The organism is Actibacterium sp., from assembly GCF_055134745.1.
The window spans coordinates 14,000-31,111 of the sequence record NZ_JBSRVX010000047.1; the positions used below are offsets into that span (position 1 = coordinate 14,000).

General features: G+C 62.7%; 13 protein-coding genes. 11 read left to right on the plus strand and 2 right to left on the minus strand.

The features are described 5' to 3' along the window. Window positions 1–104 precede the first annotated feature (104 nt). Window positions 105–1,040, plus strand: a complete 936-nt coding sequence (locus ACTCHC_RS09930; RefSeq protein ID WP_463022331.1) for an MBL fold metallo-hydrolase — start codon at window positions 105–107, stop codon at window positions 1,038–1,040. Between the two features lie 145 nt (window positions 1,041–1,185). Beyond that, a complete protein-coding gene (locus tag ACTCHC_RS09935; RefSeq protein WP_463022332.1) occupies window positions 1,186–2,145 on the plus strand; it encodes a 1-phosphofructokinase family hexose kinase in 960 nt (319 codons plus the stop codon). 4 nt (window positions 2,146–2,149) lie between these two features. Here the strand turns inward: ACTCHC_RS09935 and ACTCHC_RS09940 are convergent, their stop codons facing one another. Continuing rightward, window positions 2,150–3,808, minus strand: a complete 1,659-nt coding sequence (locus ACTCHC_RS09940; protein ID WP_463022333.1) for an NAD+ synthase — start codon at window positions 3,806–3,808, stop codon at window positions 2,150–2,152. 182 nt (window positions 3,809–3,990) lie between these two features. Between ACTCHC_RS09940 and ACTCHC_RS09945 the strand changes: the two genes are divergently transcribed. From ACTCHC_RS09945 to ACTCHC_RS09955, 3 genes are all read left to right on the plus strand, one after another. Beyond that, window positions 3,991–5,418, plus strand: a complete 1,428-nt coding sequence (locus ACTCHC_RS09945; RefSeq protein ID WP_463022362.1) for an MORN repeat-containing protein — start codon at window positions 3,991–3,993, stop codon at window positions 5,416–5,418. Between the two features lie 235 nt (window positions 5,419–5,653). After that, on the plus strand, window positions 5,654–6,916 hold the full coding sequence (locus ACTCHC_RS09950; RefSeq protein WP_463022334.1) for a CaiB/BaiF CoA transferase family protein: 1,263 nt from the start codon (window positions 5,654–5,656) through the stop codon (window positions 6,914–6,916). Window positions 6,917–6,926: 10 nt separating this feature from the next. Then, window positions 6,927–8,072: a CaiB/BaiF CoA transferase family protein gene (locus ACTCHC_RS09955; RefSeq protein ID WP_463022335.1), complete on the plus strand. Its 1,146-nt coding sequence runs from the start codon at window positions 6,927–6,929 to the stop codon at window positions 8,070–8,072. A 36-nt stretch (window positions 8,073–8,108) separates the two neighbouring features. Here ACTCHC_RS09955 and ACTCHC_RS09960 read toward each other — a convergent pair whose 3' ends face one another. Beyond that, window positions 8,109–9,380, minus strand: a complete 1,272-nt coding sequence (locus ACTCHC_RS09960) for an NAD(P)/FAD-dependent oxidoreductase (protein ID WP_463022336.1) — start codon at window positions 9,378–9,380, stop codon at window positions 8,109–8,111. A 418-nt stretch (window positions 9,381–9,798) separates the two neighbouring features. Here ACTCHC_RS09960 and ACTCHC_RS09965 point away from each other — a divergent pair, with 418 nt between their 5' ends. From ACTCHC_RS09965 to rodA, 6 genes are all read left to right on the plus strand, one after another. Beyond that, the gene (locus ACTCHC_RS09965; RefSeq protein ID WP_463022337.1) at window positions 9,799–11,358 is read left to right on the plus strand and encodes a 2-isopropylmalate synthase; all 1,560 of its coding nucleotides are present in this window, start codon (window positions 9,799–9,801) and stop codon (window positions 11,356–11,358) included. Between the two features lie 147 nt (window positions 11,359–11,505). Further along, window positions 11,506–12,543: a rod shape-determining protein gene (locus ACTCHC_RS09970; RefSeq protein ID WP_463022338.1), complete on the plus strand. Its 1,038-nt coding sequence runs from the start codon at window positions 11,506–11,508 to the stop codon at window positions 12,541–12,543. Window positions 12,544–12,583: 40 nt separating this feature from the next. Further along, entirely contained in the window at window positions 12,584–13,492 is a 909-nt protein-coding gene (gene mreC / locus ACTCHC_RS09975; protein WP_463022339.1) for a rod shape-determining protein MreC, read from the plus strand. Beyond that, the gene (locus ACTCHC_RS09980) at window positions 13,489–14,028 is read left to right on the plus strand and encodes a rod shape-determining protein MreD (protein ID WP_463022340.1); all 540 of its coding nucleotides are present in this window, start codon (window positions 13,489–13,491) and stop codon (window positions 14,026–14,028) included. Before mreC ends, ACTCHC_RS09980 begins: the two co-directional genes overlap by 4 nt. After that, on the plus strand, window positions 14,025–15,968 hold the full coding sequence (gene mrdA / locus ACTCHC_RS09985) for a penicillin-binding protein 2 (RefSeq protein ID WP_463022341.1): 1,944 nt from the start codon (window positions 14,025–14,027) through the stop codon (window positions 15,966–15,968). Before ACTCHC_RS09980 ends, mrdA begins: the two co-directional genes overlap by 4 nt. Beyond that, window positions 15,965–17,110 carry a rod shape-determining protein RodA gene (gene rodA / locus ACTCHC_RS09990; protein WP_463022342.1) on the plus strand — a complete coding sequence of 382 codons (1,146 nt, stop codon included), beginning with the start codon at window positions 15,965–15,967 and terminating at the stop codon, window positions 17,108–17,110. The genes mrdA and rodA overlap by 4 nt, the downstream gene beginning before the upstream one ends. Window positions 17,111–17,112: the final 2 nt, after the last annotated feature.

Consider the following 17,112-nt stretch of genomic DNA (forward strand, 5'->3'; position numbering starts at 1 on the left):
CGCGGATTTGTCCATATCGTCACCCGCCCGGTGGTCTGTGACATGGACGTTTTACCGGCCCGCGCTATCTGTCGCGCAATAAATTGCAAACAAGGAGGACTGCCATGACATCCGATCTTCGTTTCAGCCGCCGTCAGGCGCTGGCTGCAGGCGCTGCATTGCCGCTGATGGCAGGGTTTGCGCAACCCGCAAGCGCATCTGCCCCCATACAGGGGGGCGGTTTTGCACCCTTTCACCGCTTCATGCTGGGCGGGTTCGAAGTGACGACTCTGCTGGCGGGCACCCGCACGGTGCCCGACCCGCACACGATATTCGGCCTGAACGCCTCGGACGAGGATTTTGCCGAAGCGGCCCGATCGGCCTTTGTCCCCACCGATGCCGCGCAGTTCTTTTTCACCCCCACCCTGGTGAATACCGGCAGCCAGTTGATCCTGTTCGACACCGGGCTGAACGCAGGCGGCATAAATTCGGCGCTGACGGCGGCCGGATATTCCCCCGATCAGGTGGATGTGGTGGTGATCACCCATATGCATGGCGATCATATCGGCGGGCTGACGGGTGAAAACGGTCCCACCTTCGCCAAGGCGCGCTATGTCACCGGGTCGGTCGAATACGACGCCTGGGACAAGACCGGGAACGAGGGGTTCGAGACCAAGGTGCGCCCGCTGGCCGGGAAGATGACCTTCCTGCAGGGCGGCGGCGACGTGGCCACCGGCATTACCGCGGTCGAGGCCTTTGGCCATACGCCCGGCCATATGGGTTATATGCTGGAAAGCGATGGCGCGCAGCTGCTTCTGGGCGCCGATTTCGCCAATCACTTCGTCTGGTCGTTGGGTCATCCCGATTGGGAGGTCAAGTTCGATCAGGACAAGGCCGCCGCCGCCGCGACCCGGCGCGCGTTGCTGGGAATGCTGGCCGCAGACCGGGTGCCGTTCATCGGCTATCACATGCCGTTTCCGGCCGTGGGCTTTGTCGAAGCCAATGGCGAGGGCTTCCGCTATGTTCCGGCAAGCTATCAGTTCATGCTGAACGCTGGCTGACCGGTTTGATCTGAACGAAGGCGATGCGCGGACGCATGGCAGGTGCGCGCCCGTGCCGGGCGCGGCCTGCGGCGCGAGTATTTTTGCCAAGAAGATGGACATCGGCTAAGCATTGGCGAAACGCGGGGCGGGGCCGGATCGGACGATGCAGGATATTCTGACAATCACGTTGAACCCGGCGCTGGATCTGTCCACCGGGACGGATCAGGTGCAGGCGGGGCCAAAGCTGCGTTGTGACGCGCCACTGCGCGATCCTGGCGGGGGTGGCATCAATGTCGCGCGCGCGGTTCATATTCTGGGGGGGCGGGCGCGGGCCTTTGTCGCGCTGGGCGGGGCCACGGGTGTTGCGCTGGCCGGATTGCTGGGTGATGCCGGGATCGAGACAGTGATCTTCGACGCGCCCGGCGAGACGCGGATCAGCCTGGCCGTCAGCGATCGGGCCACGGGCGGGCAATATCGGTTTGTGATGCCGGGGCCGGTCTGGACAGATGCCGATCAGCAGGCGGTGCTGGCCGCGATCATCGCGGCCCTGCCGCCCCGCGCCGGGCTGGTGGTGCTGAGCGGCAGCCTGCCACCGGGGGTGAGCGCCGAATTTCCGGCCCTTCTGGCCGCGCGGCTGAATGACAGCGGCGCGCGACTGGTGGCCGATACATCGGGGCCGGCGCTGCACCGGCTGGCGGGGGTGCAGGGGCCTGCGCCTTTCGTGTTGCGCATGGATGGTGAAGAGGCCGAGGATCTGGCCGGGCACGCCCTGCCCCGCATCGAAGACAGCGCCGCTTTTGCCGCCGATCTGGTGGCCCGGGGTGCCGCGCAGGTGGTGATCGTGGCGCGCGGTGCGGATGGGTCGGTTCTGGCAACGCAGGGGTTGCGCCTGCATGCCGCCGCCGCCGATGTGCCGGTGCGCAGCAAGGTGGGCGCAGGCGACAGTTTCGTGGGGGCCTTCGCCCTGGGTCTGGCGCGGGGTCTTGACCTGGGGGCGGCATTGCAGCGCGGGGTAGCGGCGGCCAGTGCTGCGGTGATGACCGAGGCCACGCAACTGTGCACCCGCGCCGATGCCGAGGCGCTGGTCGCGCAATCCGCCCTGACCCTGTTACCGGGCGAGTGATGGCCTAGCTGTCATCGCGCCAGCGGTTGACGATGGGATAGCGGCGATCCAGCCAGAAGGCGCGGCGTGTCAGGCGCGGGCCCGGCGCGGACTGAAAGCGTTTGTATTCCGAGATATAGATCAGGTGTTCCACCTTTTTGACGGTGGCCCGGTCGAATCCGGCGGCCACCACCTCGGATATCGGTTTTTCATCGTCGATCAGCAGGGTCAGGATCGCATCGAGCACATCATAGGGCGGCAGGCTGTCTTCGTCTTTCTGATCGGCGCGCAATTCGGCGCTGGGCGGCTTGTCGATCACGCGCGGCGGGATGACCACGCCGGCGGGGGCCTTCATCCAGGGGCGGTGGTTGGCATTGCGCCAGCGGCAGGTTTCAAACACGCGGGTTTTATACAGGTCTTTCTGCGGGTTATAGCCGCCCGCCATATCACCGTATATGGTGGCATAGCCTACGGCGACCTCGGATTTGTTGCCCGTGGTCAGCAGCATTTCACCGAATTTGTTGGACATGGCCATCAGCAGAAGCCCGCGCAGGCGCGACTGGATGTTTTCTTCGGCCAGGTCGGGCTTCAGCCCGTCGAACAGCGGCGCCAGCGTTTGCGTGATCGCGGCGCGCCCGGCACTGATCGGGACATAATCGTATCGGCAGCCCAACGCCTTGGCCACCGCTTCGGCGTCATCCAGCGAATGCTGGCTGGTATATTCCGACGGCAGCATGACGCAGCGCACATTTTCCGGCCCCAGCGCATCGGCGGCGATGGCCGCGACCAGCGCACTGTCGATCCCCCCCGACAGGCCCAGCAGAACCTTCCCGAAGCCCGACTTGGCCAGATAATCGCGCAGGGCCAGCACCATCACCCGGTAATCCTGTTCCCAGGCATCGGGATGCAGCGCGCGCGCGCCCGGCACCGCACGCCATCCATCCGGGGTGCGGGTGAAATCGACATGGGTCAGGGCCTCTTCCAGCACGGGCATCTGGACGGCCAGCGCGCCGCCAGGGTTCAGCACGAAGGATCCGCCATCGAACACCTGATCGTCCTGCCCGCCCACCATGTTCAGATAGATCAGCGGCAGGCCGGTTTCGACGACCCGGGCCACCATCAGCCCCATGCGCGTGTCGAACTTGCCCCGGTGATAGGGCGATCCGTTGGGCACCAGCAGAATCTCGGCCCCGGTTTCGGCCTGCGCCTCGCAGACGTCATCATACCAGGCATCTTCGCAGATCGGTGTCCCGATGCGCAGCGGTCCGATATTGTAGGGTCCGTTGATCGGACCGGATGTATAGACCCGCTTTTCGTCGAATACGCCGTAATTGGGCAGATGATGCTTGAAGATACGCGATTCGACCTGACCGCCGCGCAAGATGAAATAGGCGTTGTACAGATGGCCATGCGTGGCATAGGGACAGCCGATGCCGATGGCCGGACCATCGGCGCAATCGCGCGCCAGGGCCTCGACATGGGCGACGGCATCGGCGACGAATCCGGGCCGCATACCCAGATCCTGCGTCTGATAGCCGGTAATGAACATTTCGGGCAGGGCCAGCATATCCGATCCGGCGGCCTTGGCCTGCGCCCAGGCCTTGCGCGCCAGTTCTGCATTTGCGGCCAGCGCGCCAACCGTGGGGTTGAGCTGTCCAAGTGTCAGGCGAAAGGTATCGGCCATGGGCATTCCCTGTTTTCCGAGATGTTTTCTAGCAGAGTTACCGGCGGTTGAAAGCCGATTGATGGCGAAAAGCGTTGTCACCCCGGATGGGCTGAATTAGGGTTCGCGCGCATTCCGAACATGGAATACTGTCAGCGGCACTGGGGGCTTTCGTGCAATATTCACGCGCATATCTTGGCCGGATGATCACTGCGGGGGCCTTTGTGCTGTTGGCCGGAATGGCTGGCGCACAAGAGCAGGGCAAGGTCATCACCAAGCAATATGACGATGGCGGCATCTATGAAGGCACGTTCAAGGACGGCAAGCAGGACGGGCGCGGCACCTATCGCCTGCCCAATGGTTACGAATATAACGGCGAATGGGTGAACGGCGAGATCCGCGGCACCGGCATGGCGCGCTTTCCCAACGGATCGGTCTATGAGGGCAGCTTTGCCGGGGGCAAGCCAGATGGCTTTGGCAAGATCGTTTTCGCGGATGGCGGCACCTATGAAGGCGAATGGCAGGACGGCAAGATTACCGGCACTGGCACGGCGACCTATGCAAACGGTGTCATCTATGAAGGCGGGTTCGAAAACGCGCTGCATCACGGCAAGGGCAAGATGACCAGCCCCAACGGCTATGTCTATGATGGCGACTGGGTGAATGGTGTGAAGAATGGCAAGGGGCGCATCACCTATCCCGACAAGGCGGTCTATGAGGGCGACCTCAAGAACGGCGAACGCGAAGGTCAGGGCACCCTGACCATGCCGGACGGGCTGACCTATATCGGCACCTGGAAGGATGGCCAGATCAACGGATTGGGCAAGCTGACCCAGCCCAATGGCGATGTCTATGACGGGCTGCTGGTCAATGGCGAACGCCATGGCGCGGGCAAGGTGACCTATGCCAATGGCGATGTCTATGAGGGCGCCTTTCTGAATGACAAGCGCCAGGGCAAGGGCACGTTTCGCGGCGCGGATGGCTATTTCTATGAAGGCGACTGGGTGGATGGCCGCATACAGGGGCTGGGCCGCGTGACCTATCCCGACGGGTCGATCTATGAGGGCGAATTTGCAAACGATCTTGCAGATGGCACCGGCAAGATCACCTATCCGGACGGATCGACCTATGAAGGGCAGTGGAAGGCCGGCGTTATCGAAGGGCGCGGCATCGCCACCTATTCCAACGGGCTGGTCTATGAAGGCGAGTTCAAGAACGCCAAGAACCACGGTCAGGGCACGATGACCTATTCGGACGGCTATTCCTATACCGGCGAATGGAAGGACGGTCTGCGTGATGGTCAGGGCAAGGCTACCTATGCCGATGGCACCGTCTATACCGGCGGCTTTGTGGCGGGCCAGCGCGAAGGCGAGGGCGAGATCGTGATGCCTGACGGGTTCACCTATACCGGCGGCTGGAAAAACGGTGAACTGGATGGAACCGGCACCGCCCGCTATCCGGTGCGCGATGCGGCCGGCAAGATAACCGGGTATGACATCTATGAAGGTGCGTTCCGCGATGGCAAGCGCGAAGGTCTGGGCACGATGCGCTATTCGAACGGTCAGCAGGAAACCGGCACCTGGAGCAATGGCGCGCTGACATCGGCAAGCCCGCCGCCCGCCGCCGAATAGTTCAGGTGGCCGTTTGTAACGATAAACTGCGCCAAGGGCCGCAATCTATCTTGATTTTTCAACTTCTTCGCCCTTAGCTTGGCCTGGTCCAGATGTAGGACCAAGGTTCGCAGCCCGTGTGGCAAGGGCCGCCGGACCCCGGAGGAGTTGCAATAGACGTGCCCCGCACGATCGAACGGCGCGCGGCCAGAAAACGGCATGTCCGCCGCGCAGATATATGAAGGTGAGGAACCCCATGAGCTTGACGAAAAACCTGCCCGCGCCCGGCGCGCGCGATCCTGAAACGGCGCATGCGCTGGACGGTGTTCTGGTTGTCGATTTTTCCCAGTTCATATCTGGCCCGGTCTGCAGCATGATCCTGGCGGATTTTGGTGCGGATGTGGTCAAGATCGAAAAGCCCAAGGGCGGCGATGACATGCGCCGGATGATGGCAGCCCACCCTGCCCTAATCGGCGATTCCCCCGGCTTTCTGTGGGCCAACCGCAACAAGCGTGGCGTGGCATTGGACCTGACGACGCCCGAAGGGCAGGCACTCGCGCTGGAACTGACGCTGAAGGCCGATGTCATCGTCGAAAATTTCTCGGCCAAGGTGATGACCCGGTTCGGGCTGGATTATGATACGGTTCGCAAGGGCAATCCCGAAGTCATCTATTGTTCGATCTCGGCCTGCGGGCGCGACGGCACACTGGCCAGCCGCCTGGGGTTCGATCCGATCGCCCAGGCCGAAGGCGGGTTCATGTCGATCAACGGGTTCCCGGACCGGTCGCCGGTTGTTGCCGGGGCGCCGATCATCGACATGACAACCGGCATGAACGCTGCCAACGCGGTTCTGGCCGCCTTGAACGCACGCAACCGCACCGGCGAAGGTCAACTGGTCGAGGTGGCGATGTTCGATCAGACGCTGTTCATGCTGGGCTTTGAAACCACGACCACCCTGCTGACGGCAAAGGATCCTGTAAGAACAGGAAATACCAGCCGCACCGTCGCAACGGTTGGGGAATTGCCGGTCGCCGACGGGGCGCTGTATCTGGCCTGCACCACCAACCGGCTGTATGTAAAAATGGTAACCGAAGTGATGGAACGGCCGGATATTCTGAATGATCCGCGTTTTGAATCCCTGTCGGCCTGCGCGGGCTATCGCGCGGAAATGTTTGAGATTCTGCACGAAATTTTTGGCGGAATGACGCGCGATGCGGTCGTTGCGAAATTCGCGGCGGCAGGCGTTCCCGCCGCACCGATCCGGAACGTTTCCGAAGCAATGTTCAGCCCCGAGGCCCAGGAACGCGGACTGGTCACAGGGCTGGCGCATGGTGTGTATGGCACCGTTCCCAATATCACCCCCCCTTACCGTATGCGTGGAACACCGGTCGCCACTCCCGTGGCCCCGCCCCTGCTGGGCCAGCACAGCGCCGAAGTCTTGCGCGACATATTGGGCATGGATCAGGCCCGGATCGACGCATTGACGGAACAGGGCGTGATCGCCCAGTCAAACCCGTAAGGACCGCGGCATGACCCTGAAAAGCGGACCGCTGGCCGGTGTAAAAGTGATCGAGATGGAAGGGCTGGCCCCCGGCCCCTATGCCGCGATGTTGCTGGCCGATCTGGGGGCCGAGGTGCTGCGGATCGAACGTCCGGGCGCCGCACCCATCGGGGTGACAGGTGAGCATCAGTTGCTGAACCGCAACCGCAGCTGCATCTCGCTGGATCTGAAATCCGAAGAGGGCCGCGCCGTTCTGATGGAGCTGATTTCCCGCGCGGATGCCCTGATCGAGGGCTTCCGGCCCGGCGTGATGGAACGCCTTGGCTTTGGCCCCGATGCCTGTCTGGCCCTCAATGCGCGGCTGGTTTTCGGGCGGATCACCGGCTGGGGGCAGGATGGGCCGCTGGCGATGTCCGCCGGGCATGATATCAACTATATCGCGCTGACAGGGGCGCAACATTCCATCGGCACGCCCGAACAGCCCGTCATTCCACTGAACGTGGTCGGTGATTTTGCCGGGGGTGGCATGTTCCTGGCTTTCGGCATCGTCTGCGCGTTGCTGGAGGCCCGCACATCCGGCAAAGGTCAGGTCGTGGATGCGGCGATGGTGGATGGTGCCGCGTCGCTGATGACCTATATCTTCGCCAATCGCGCCGCCGGATCGTGGAGCGACACGCGCGGGCAGAACGTGCTGGATGGTGGTTGCCCCTGGTATAACAACTACAAGACCAGGGACGGCAAATTCGTCAGCATCGCCGCGGCGGAACCAAAATTCTATGCGGAATTCCTGCGCCTGACGGGCCTGGCCGAAGAAGACCTGCCCGACCAGATGGATTTTGGAAACTGGCCCGCCCTGAGGGCGCGCTTTGCGGCGCTGTTCGCGACCAGGACGCAGGCCGAATGGTGCGAACTGCTGGAAGGCACCGATGCCTGTTTCGCCCCGGTCCTGACCCTGCCAGAGGCGCTGGAGCATCCGCATAACCGCGAACGCGGCACCTTTGTCACGGTGGCGGGCCACCCGCAACCGGCACCCGGCCCGCGCTTCAGCCGCACCCCGGCAGCGATGCCAACCCCGCCAGAACCGGCCGATGCCGATACCGCCGGCACGCTGGCGCGCTGGGGATACGGGGCCGATCAGGTGGCCGCCTTGCAGGCAAGATCGGTATTGCGGTAAACAGAAACGCCCGACGGTCTGGCGGGCGTTTTCGTATCAGGATTTGATCTTGGTGACCTTCATCATCCGCATGATGAATTTTTCATAGAACGGCTCGCTCACACCGCTGCGCACCTTGCGCATGAAGTATTTCTCGAAGGCCAGCTTGGCCCAATGCACCCAGCGGCCCTGCCCGCTCCAGGTGACATTGCGCGGCGGGTTCTGCGGCATGGCCAGAAACGCCGCGCCGCGATCGCCGAAATCGGCCAGGCACAGCGCGTTCAGCGTGGGTTCCGCATTTGGTTCCTGCCCCGCAATCAGTCGCGGAATATTGTGGGCCGTGGCGGTCACCATGCTTTCGATCATGAAGCCGGTCTTGGGCACGCCGGTGGGCACTGGCGTGGCCACGGGCGGCGCGATGGCGATACACACGCCGATGGCAAAGATGTTCGGATAGGTCTTGTTGCGCTGATATTCATCGGTGATGACAAAGCCGCGCGGATTGACCAGCCCGTCGATCCCGCGCAGCGCCGGAATGCCGCGAAAGGCCGGCAGCATCATGGAATATTTGAACGGCAGTTCGTGTTTCTTCTTTTCGGTGCCGTCTTCGTTCACTTCGGTGACATGGGCCTTGCCGTCTTCGAACCGGTCGACCCTGGCGTTGAAAATCCAGTTGATGTCGCGATCGCGCAGGATGGATTCCATCATGCCCTTGGTATCGCCGACCCCGCCCAGCCCCAGATGGCCGACATAGGGTTCGGATGTGACAAAGGTCATCGGCACCTTGTGGCGGATCTTGCGCCGCCGCAGGTCGGTATCCATGATCATCGCATATTCATAGGCCGGACCGAAACACGATGCCCCCTGCACCGCGCCCACCACGATCGGGCCGGGATTGGCGCAGAAGTCTTCCCAGTTCCTGCCCGATACTTCGGCATGTTCGATATGACAGACCGAATTGGTGAACCCGTCAGGGCCAAAGCCCGGAATTTCGTCAAAGGCCAGTTCGGGGCCGGTGGCGATCACCAGATAGTCATATCCCACCTCGCGCCCCGATTTCAGGATCACCTTGTTCTGGGTCGGCTCCAGCTTGGTGGCGGCGTCGCAAATGAAATCGATGTTGCGCCGCTGCATGACCGGGGCCAGATCGACGGTAATTTCATCCTTCTTGCGCCAGCCCACGCCGGCCCAGGGGTTTGACGGGGTAAACTGGAAAAAGGGCTTGTCGGAAATCACGGTCAGGCTGTCACCAGCCCCCAGCGTTTCACGCAATTCATAGGCCTGAATGGTTCCCCCCAGCCCGGCCCCCAAAACGACGACATGTGCCATTGCGGCTCTCCTCTCCTATCACCGGACCAACACGGTCTTTCATGTGTCAGATAAGCGAAGCGGTCATCATATGCAACAATTAGAATATTTCAGGCTACGGGCTGACCGCGCGAGCTTGTTCCAGATATGTGCCAGACCAGAGGCCCCGCCGCGATGATCCAGATCAAGCACTGCCCAACCATGGCGCAGGCATGCCGTGGCAGATTTGTGCTTTCCTTCGCCGACATCATCGCTATATTCGCTGGCATGAAACGGGATCAGCATATCGCCAATGCCAATGGGTGCGCACAACGCGCCCGGCTGTCCTGTGCCCTTCTGCTTCTTAGCTGCCTCTGAGCGTGCCTTCGGCGCGACCGCTCAGAGGTGCCCACGCGTCGGATCAACGCAACGCTAAGACAGTATAAGAAAGACCAGACCCATGACAGATACATCCAAACAGGACCGCGTCCTGATTTTCGACACCACCCTGCGCGATGGTGAACAATCGCCCGGTGCCACGATGGCCCATTCCGAGAAACTGGAAATTGCCGCCCTGCTGGACGAAATGGGCGTCGATATCATCGAGGCCGGATTTCCCATCGCATCCGATGGCGATTTCGAAGCGGTGCGCGATATCGCCCGCAATTCGGTGAATTCGGTGATCTGCGGCCTGTCGCGGGCCGATTTCAACGATATCGACCGCTGCTGGGAGGCCGTGAAACACGCGGGCAAACCGCGCATTCACACCTTTATCGGCACCTCGCCGCTGCATCGTGACATCACCCGGCTGACGCAGGATGAAATGGTTGATCGCATCCATGCCACCGTCACCCATGCGCGCAACCTGTGCGACAATGTGCAATGGTCGCCGATGGACGCCACACGCACCGAACATGATTTCCTGTGCCGTGTGGTGGAAACCGCGATCAAGGCTGGCGCCACGACCATCAACATCCCCGATACGGTCGGCTATACCGCCCCGCGCGAAAGTGCGGCGCTGATCGCGATGCTGCTGGAACGGGTGCCGGGGGCCGACACGATCATCTTTGCCACGCATTGTCACAACGATCTGGGCATGGCCACCGCCAATGCGCTGGCCGCGGTCGAGGCCGGCGCGCGCCAGATCGAATGCACGATCAACGGGTTGGGCGAACGCGCCGGCAATACCGCGCTGGAAGAAGTCGTGATGGCGCTGAAGGTGCGCAATGACATCATGCCCTATCGCACCGGCATCGACACCACCAGGATCATGCAGGCCAGCCGTCTGGTCGCCACCGTATCGGGCTTTCCGGTGCAATATAACAAGGCGATCGTCGGCAAGAACGCCTTTGCGCATGAATCGGGCATCCATCAGGATGGCGTGCTGAAAAATGCCGAAACGTTTGAAATCATGAAGCCCGCCGATATCGGGCTGAACGCCACCAATCTGGTGATGGGTAAGCATTCCGGTCGCGCCGCCCTGCGTGCCAAACTGCACGATCTGGGCTTTGATCTGGGCGATAACCAGTTGAAAGACGTCTTTGTGCGGTTCAAGGCTTTGGCTGACCGCAAGAAAGAGGTCTTTGACGACGATCTGGTGGCGCTGATGCGCGACACCACCTCGGACGAGGCCCATGGACGCATCGTAGTCAAGCATCTGCGCGTGGTCTGCGGCACCGAAGGCCCGCAAACCGCCGATCTGACCCTGACCATCGACGGGGTGGATCATCAGGTGCATGCGACGGGTGACGGGCCGGTCGATGCGACCTTCAACGCCGTCAAGGCGCTGTTTCCGCACCAGGCGCGCCTGCAGCTGTATCAGGTTCATGCCGTCACCGAAGGCACCGATGCCCAGGCCACCGTCAGCGTGCGGATGGAGGAAAACGGCAAGATCGTCACCGGCCAGTCGGCCGATACCGATACGGTCGTCGCCTCGGCCCGGGCCTATGTCAGCGCGCTGAACCGCCTGCTGGTGCGGCGCGAAAAGACCAAGCCCGCCGATAATCTGCGCAGCGCCTGATTGACCGGCCTGGCGGGCAGAGTGGCGCAATTGCGCTGATTTGCCCGCCTGCCCCCCTTTACGCTATACCCGCGCGCCGCCTATAAAGCATTTCGGTCCGATGGTCAGAGTCGGCCCGCAACAAAACGTGGGAACGGGGACGCCGGAATGGCAGCTTTTGGTGGTTTGTTTTCGTCAGACATGGCGATCGACCTGGGGACGGCGAATACCCTGGTTTATGTCAAGGGCAAGGGCATCGTTCTGAACGAACCCTCGGTCGTGGCCTATCACGTCAAGGACGGGCGCAAGCAGGTGCTGGCCGTCGGCGAAGAGGCCAAGCTGATGCTGGGCCGCACGCCGGGCAGCATTCAGGCCATCCGGCCGATGCGCGAAGGCGTGATCGCCGATTTCGACGTGGCCGAAGAGATGATCAAGTATTTCATCCGCAAGGTCCACAAGCGCACCACCTTTACCAAGCCCAAGATCATCGTCTGCGTGCCGCATGGTGCCACACCGGTTGAAAAGCGCGCGATCCGCCAGTCGGTTCTGTCGGCAGGGGCGCGGCGCGCCGGGCTGATCGCTGAACCGATCGCGGCGGCCATTGGCGCGGGAATGCCGATCACCGATCCCACCGGCAACATGGTTGTCGATATCGGCGGCGGCACGACCGAGGTTGCGGTGCTGTCCCTGGGCGATATCGTCTATGCCCGATCTGTGCGCGTGGGCGGCGACCGGATGGACGAGGCCATCATCAGCTATCTGCGCCGCCAGCAGAACCTGCTGATCGGCGAAAGCACGGCCGAGCGGATCAAGACATCCATCGGCACGGCCCGCATGCCCGATGACGGACGCGGCGCATCCATGCAGATCCGCGGACGCGACCTGCTCAATGGCGTGCCCAAGGAAATCGAGATCAATCAGGCCCAGGTCGCCGAAGCCCTGGCCGAACCGGTGCAACAGATCTGCGAGGCGGTGATGATCGCGCTGGAAGCCACCCCGCCCGACCTGGCCGCCGATATCGTGGATCGTGGCGTGATGCTGACGGGTGGCGGCGCGCTGCTGGGCGAACTGGATCTGGCGCTGCGCGAGCAGACCGGGCTGGCCATTTCAGTGGCGGATGAGTCACTCAATTGTGTTGCCCTGGGCACAGGCAAGGCGCTGGAATATGAAAAACAGCTGCGGCATGTGATAGATTACGACAGCTGACCGACGCATGATATGCGCCCGCGCCTGAAGAGAGGCCGCCGTGGCAAGAGAGCGGAAAACCAACGCCGAATATACCCGCCCGATCCGGCGTATCGTGATCGGCACTCTGGTCGTGTGCCTGACGCTTCTGTTCCTGATCTGGCGCATCGACAGCCCGCGCGTCGAACGGTTTCGCGCCGCGTTCATCGACCGCGTCGTGCCGGAATTCGGCTGGGCCATGGCCCCGGTCACCGCGCTGGCCGGCATGGTGAACGATTTCCAGTCCTATGCCCGCATCTATGAACAGAACCAGGAGTTGCGCCGCGAACTGCGCCAGATGAAGGCCTGGAAAGAGGCCGCACTGCAACTGGAACAGGAAAACGCCAAGCTGCGCGATCTGAACAAGGTGCAGCTTGACCCCCGCCTGACCTATATCACCGGCGTGGTTCTGGCCGACAGCGGATCGCCCTTTCGCCAGTCGGTGCTGCTGAATGTCGGCGCGCATGACGGCATTCTCGATGGCTGGGCGACGACGGACGGGCTGGGGCTGGTGGGGCGCATTTCGGGTGTCGGCCAGAACAGCGCGCGCGTGATCCTGCTGACCGATTCCAACAGCCGTCTGCCGGTGACAATTCAGCCATCAGGCCAGCGCGGCATATTGGCCGGCGACAACTCGATGGCCCCGCCGGTCGAGTTTCTGGAAAATCCCGATGCCGTTCGCCCCGGCGACCGGGTCATTTCATCCGGCGATGGCGGCCTGTTTCCACCGGGCCTGCTGGTTGGACAGGTGGCGATGGGCGCGGACAAGCGGTTGCGGGTGCGGCTGGCGGCCGATTACGAACGGCTGGAATTCCTGCGCGTGCTGCGCAGCCATTCCAACGACATCATCACCGATCCCGGCGCCTTGGTTGCACCCTCGCTGATTGGTCCGGTTCCGCAGGCCCTGAATACCCCGCAGGTGCAGCAATGATTGATCCGGCCACCAGCCAGCGCTGGCTGTATCGCCTTTTGTTTGCCGCTGTTGCGGCCGGGCTGATCTTTCTGGGGCTGTTGCCGGTGGAAACCGCCCCCAGGCGGGTGCCCGGCCCCGACATGCTGTTGTGCCTGACCTTTGTCTGGGTTCAGCGCCGCCCCGATTTCGTGCCGCCCCTTGTGCTGGTGGCGGTATTTCTGGCGGCCGATCTGCTGACCCAGCGTCCGCCGGGGCTGTGGACGCTTCTGGTGCTGATCGGGGCAGAGTTCCTGCGCAGCCGTCATCACGGCGCGGCCGACATGCCCCTGGCCACCGAACTGGCTTTCAGTGTGGTCACGATCGTGGCGGTCATATTGGCCAATACGCTGATCCTGACCATATTCGCTGTCGATCATGCCGGGCTGCGGCTGGCGGTCATACAGATGCTGATGACGATCCTGTTCTATCCTGTGGCGATCGTGCTGTCGCGTGTGGCCTTTGGCCTGCGCCGCCCGCCTGCCGGCCAGCCCGAAGCGCGAAGGGTGCTGCGATGAAACATTCGCCAAAGGATGTCGAGGAAAGCGCGCGCCGCATCACCCGGCGAGGATTGATCCTGGGCGGCGCACAGGTGGCATTCATGTCGATGCTGGCACTGCGCATGCGCTATATGCAGGTTGACCAGGCCGATCAGTTCCGCCTGCTGGCCGAAGAGAACCGTATCAACCTGCGGCTTATTCCGCCGACACGTGGCCTGATCTTTGATCGCCAGGGGCATCCGCTGGCGGAAAACGAACAGAACTACCGCATTGTTCTGGTGCGCGAAGATGCGGGCGATGTGGAACAGGCGCTGGCGCGGATCGCCCGGATCGTGCCACTGACCCGGGACGATATCGACCGCGCCATCAAGGAGATCAACCGGCTAAGCCCTTTCGTGCCGGTTACTGTGGCCGACCGGCTCAGCTGGCAGGAAGTGGCGGCACTGGCCGTGAATGCCCCCGCCCTGCCCGGCGTTACCCCCGAGGTTGGCCTGTCGCGTCACTATCCTGCCGGCGAAGATTTCGCGCATGTGATCGGCTATGTCGGCCCGGTCAGCGATTACGATCTGTCCAAGCTGGAAAACCCCGACCCGGTGCTGCAAATCCCGCGCTTTCAGATCGGCAAGAACGGGGTCGAGGCCCGGATGGAAGACCAGCTTCGCGGTACTGCCGGCACAAAACGGATCGAGGTAAACGCCGTGGGCCGCGTTATCCGTGAACTGGACCGCGCGCCCGGGCGCACCGGCTCTGACCTGCAACTAACCGTCGATCGTGGCTTGCAGAATTTCATGCAGGCGCGGATGGCGGGCGAAAGTGCGGCCTCGGTCGTGATCGACCTGCAACAGGGCGATATTCTGGGCATCGCATCGGCCCCGTCATTCGATCCCAACAAGTTCGTGCGCGGCATTTCGGTCGCCGATTACCGTGAACTGACGGAAAACCCCTATCGCCCGCTGGCCAACAAGTCGGTTCAGGGGGCCTATCCGCCCGGATCGACGTTCAAGGTCATCACCGGGCTTGCCGCGCTTGAAGACGGGATTGTGACCCCCGAAGAAACCGTCTGGTGCCCCGGCTACCTTGAAACCAGCGGACGGCGGTTTCACTGCTGGAAACATGGCGGGCACGGTCATGTGAACCTCAATGCCAGCCTGGAACAATCCTGTGACGTCTATTATTACGACATTGCCCGCCGGGTTGGCATCGACAAGATCGCCGCCATGGCGCGCCGCCTTGGGCTGGGGCAGCGTTATGATCTGCCTATGTCCGCGATCATCGAAGGCCTGGTGCCCGACAAGGACTGGAAGCGCGCGGCGCGCGGGGCAGAATGGCAGATCGGTGACACGCTGAATGCGGCCATCGGGCAGGGTTTCGTTCTGACCTCGCCCCTGCAACTGGCGGTAATGACCGCCCGCCTGGCCACCGGGCGCGCCATCATGCCACGGCTGATCAAGTCGGTGGATGGTGTGGAAACCCCCAGCAGCCCGGGCGAGGATCTGGGCCTGCTGCCCCAGCATCTGGCGAAGGTCTGGCAGGGCATGTATGACGTTTCGAACAGCCGACGCGGCACCGCCTATCGCACCCGGATCGAGGATGAGGCCCTGAAAATGGCCGGCAAGACCGGCACCAGCCAGGTGCGCAACATTACCGCCGCCGAACGGGCGCGCGGCGTGACCAGCAACGCCGATCTGCCCTGGAACCGGCGCGACCATGCGCTGTTCATCGCCTTCGCCCCCTATGAGGCGCCGCGCATCGCCGTTTCAGTTGTGGTGGAACACGGCTCTGGCGGCTCGACGGCGGCAGCGCCGATCGCCCGCGATATCGTGCTGCGCGCCCTGCATGGCACACTGCCGCCGCTGGCGTCTTACCCATCCGACCAAAGGCCGGCCATCCAGCGCCTGTTTGACGCCATGCCGCTGCAGCCGCCCGGCAACCAGCCGACGGGGCGCAGCCGGGCATGAGTTATCTGGAATACAACCTCAAGACCGTTCCATCCGGCCTGCGCAAGGTTCTGTATCTGAACTGGGCGCTGGTGTTGTTGCTGGCCGCGGTCGCCTGTGTGGGCTTCCTGATGCTGTATTCGGTGGCCGGCGGGTCGTTCAGCCCCTGGGCCGCACCGCAGATCAAACGGTTCGCGCTTGGGGTGAGCGTGATGTTTGTGGTCGGATTCGTGCCGATCTGGTTCTGGCGCAATACCGCGGCGCTGGCCTTCGGCATGTCGCTGGTCTTGCTGCTGTTCGTCGATTTCTTCGGCACCGTCGGAATGGGCGCGCAGCGCTGGATCGACCTGGGCTTCATGCGGCTGCAACCCTCTGAATTGACGAAGATCACACTGGTGATGGTTCTGGCCGCCTATTACGACTGGCTGGACATCAGAAAGGTGTCGCGCCCGCTTTATGTGGTGATCCCGGTGGTGATCATTCTGCTGCCCACCGCGCTGGTGATGGGCCAGCCCGATCTGGGCACCGCATTGTTGCTGGTGTTTGGCGGAGCGGCGGTGATGTTCGCTGCGGGGGTGCATTGGGTCTATTTTGCTGCGGTGGCCGCGATAGGTGGCGGTCTGATCGCGGCGGTCTTTGCTTCGCGCGGCACGCCGTGGCAGTTGCTGCGCGATTATCAATACCGCCGGATCGACACCTTCCTTGACCCGTCGACAGATCCGCTGGGTGCGGGCTATCACATCACCCAGTCGAAGATCGCGCTGGGATCGGGGGGCTGGGCCGGGCGCGGCTTCATGCAGGGCACCCAAAGCAGGCTGAATTTCCTGCCCGAAAAGCATACCGATTTCATCTTCACGACGCTGGCCGAAGAATTCGGCTTTGTCGGGGCGTTTTCGTTGCTGGTCCTGTATGCGCTGATCATCGCCTTTTGCGTGGCGTCGGCCTTGAAAAACAAGGACCGGTTTTCATCGCTGCTGACGCTGGGCATCGCCGCCACGTTCTTTTTGTTCTTTGCCCTGAACATGTCGATGGTGATGGGGCTGGCGCCCGTGGTGGGGGTGCCGCTGCCGCTGGTTTCTTACGGCGGATCGGCGATGTTGGTGTTGCTGGCGGCCTTTGGACTGGTGCAAAGCGCCCATATCCACCGCCCGCGAGGACGCTAGCC

Bases quoted from the DNA above. Each gene is read 5' to 3' on its own strand.
- ACTCHC_RS09930 (WP_463022331.1), top strand. From the start codon at position 105: ATGACATCCGATCTTCGTTTCAGCCGCCGTCAGGCGCTGGCTGCAGGC.
- ACTCHC_RS09935 (WP_463022332.1), top strand. From the start codon at position 1,186: ATGCAGGATATTCTGACAATCACGTTGAACCCGGCGCTGGATCTGTCC.
- ACTCHC_RS09940 (WP_463022333.1), bottom strand. From the start codon at position 3,808: ATGGCCGATACCTTTCGCCTGACACTTGGACAGCTCAACCCCACGGTT.
- ACTCHC_RS09945 (WP_463022362.1), top strand. From the start codon at position 3,991: ATGATCACTGCGGGGGCCTTTGTGCTGTTGGCCGGAATGGCTGGCGCA.
- ACTCHC_RS09950 (WP_463022334.1), top strand. From the start codon at position 5,654: ATGAGCTTGACGAAAAACCTGCCCGCGCCCGGCGCGCGCGATCCTGAA.
- ACTCHC_RS09955 (WP_463022335.1), top strand. From the start codon at position 6,927: ATGACCCTGAAAAGCGGACCGCTGGCCGGTGTAAAAGTGATCGAGATG.
- ACTCHC_RS09960 (WP_463022336.1), bottom strand. From the start codon at position 9,380: ATGGCACATGTCGTCGTTTTGGGGGCCGGGCTGGGGGGAACCATTCAG.
- ACTCHC_RS09965 (WP_463022337.1), top strand. From the start codon at position 9,799: ATGACAGATACATCCAAACAGGACCGCGTCCTGATTTTCGACACCACC.
- ACTCHC_RS09970 (WP_463022338.1), top strand. From the start codon at position 11,506: ATGGCAGCTTTTGGTGGTTTGTTTTCGTCAGACATGGCGATCGACCTG.
- ACTCHC_RS09980 (WP_463022340.1), top strand. From the start codon at position 13,489: ATGATTGATCCGGCCACCAGCCAGCGCTGGCTGTATCGCCTTTTGTTT.
- mrdA (WP_463022341.1), top strand. From the start codon at position 14,025: ATGAAACATTCGCCAAAGGATGTCGAGGAAAGCGCGCGCCGCATCACC.
- rodA (WP_463022342.1), top strand. From the start codon at position 15,965: ATGAGTTATCTGGAATACAACCTCAAGACCGTTCCATCCGGCCTGCGC.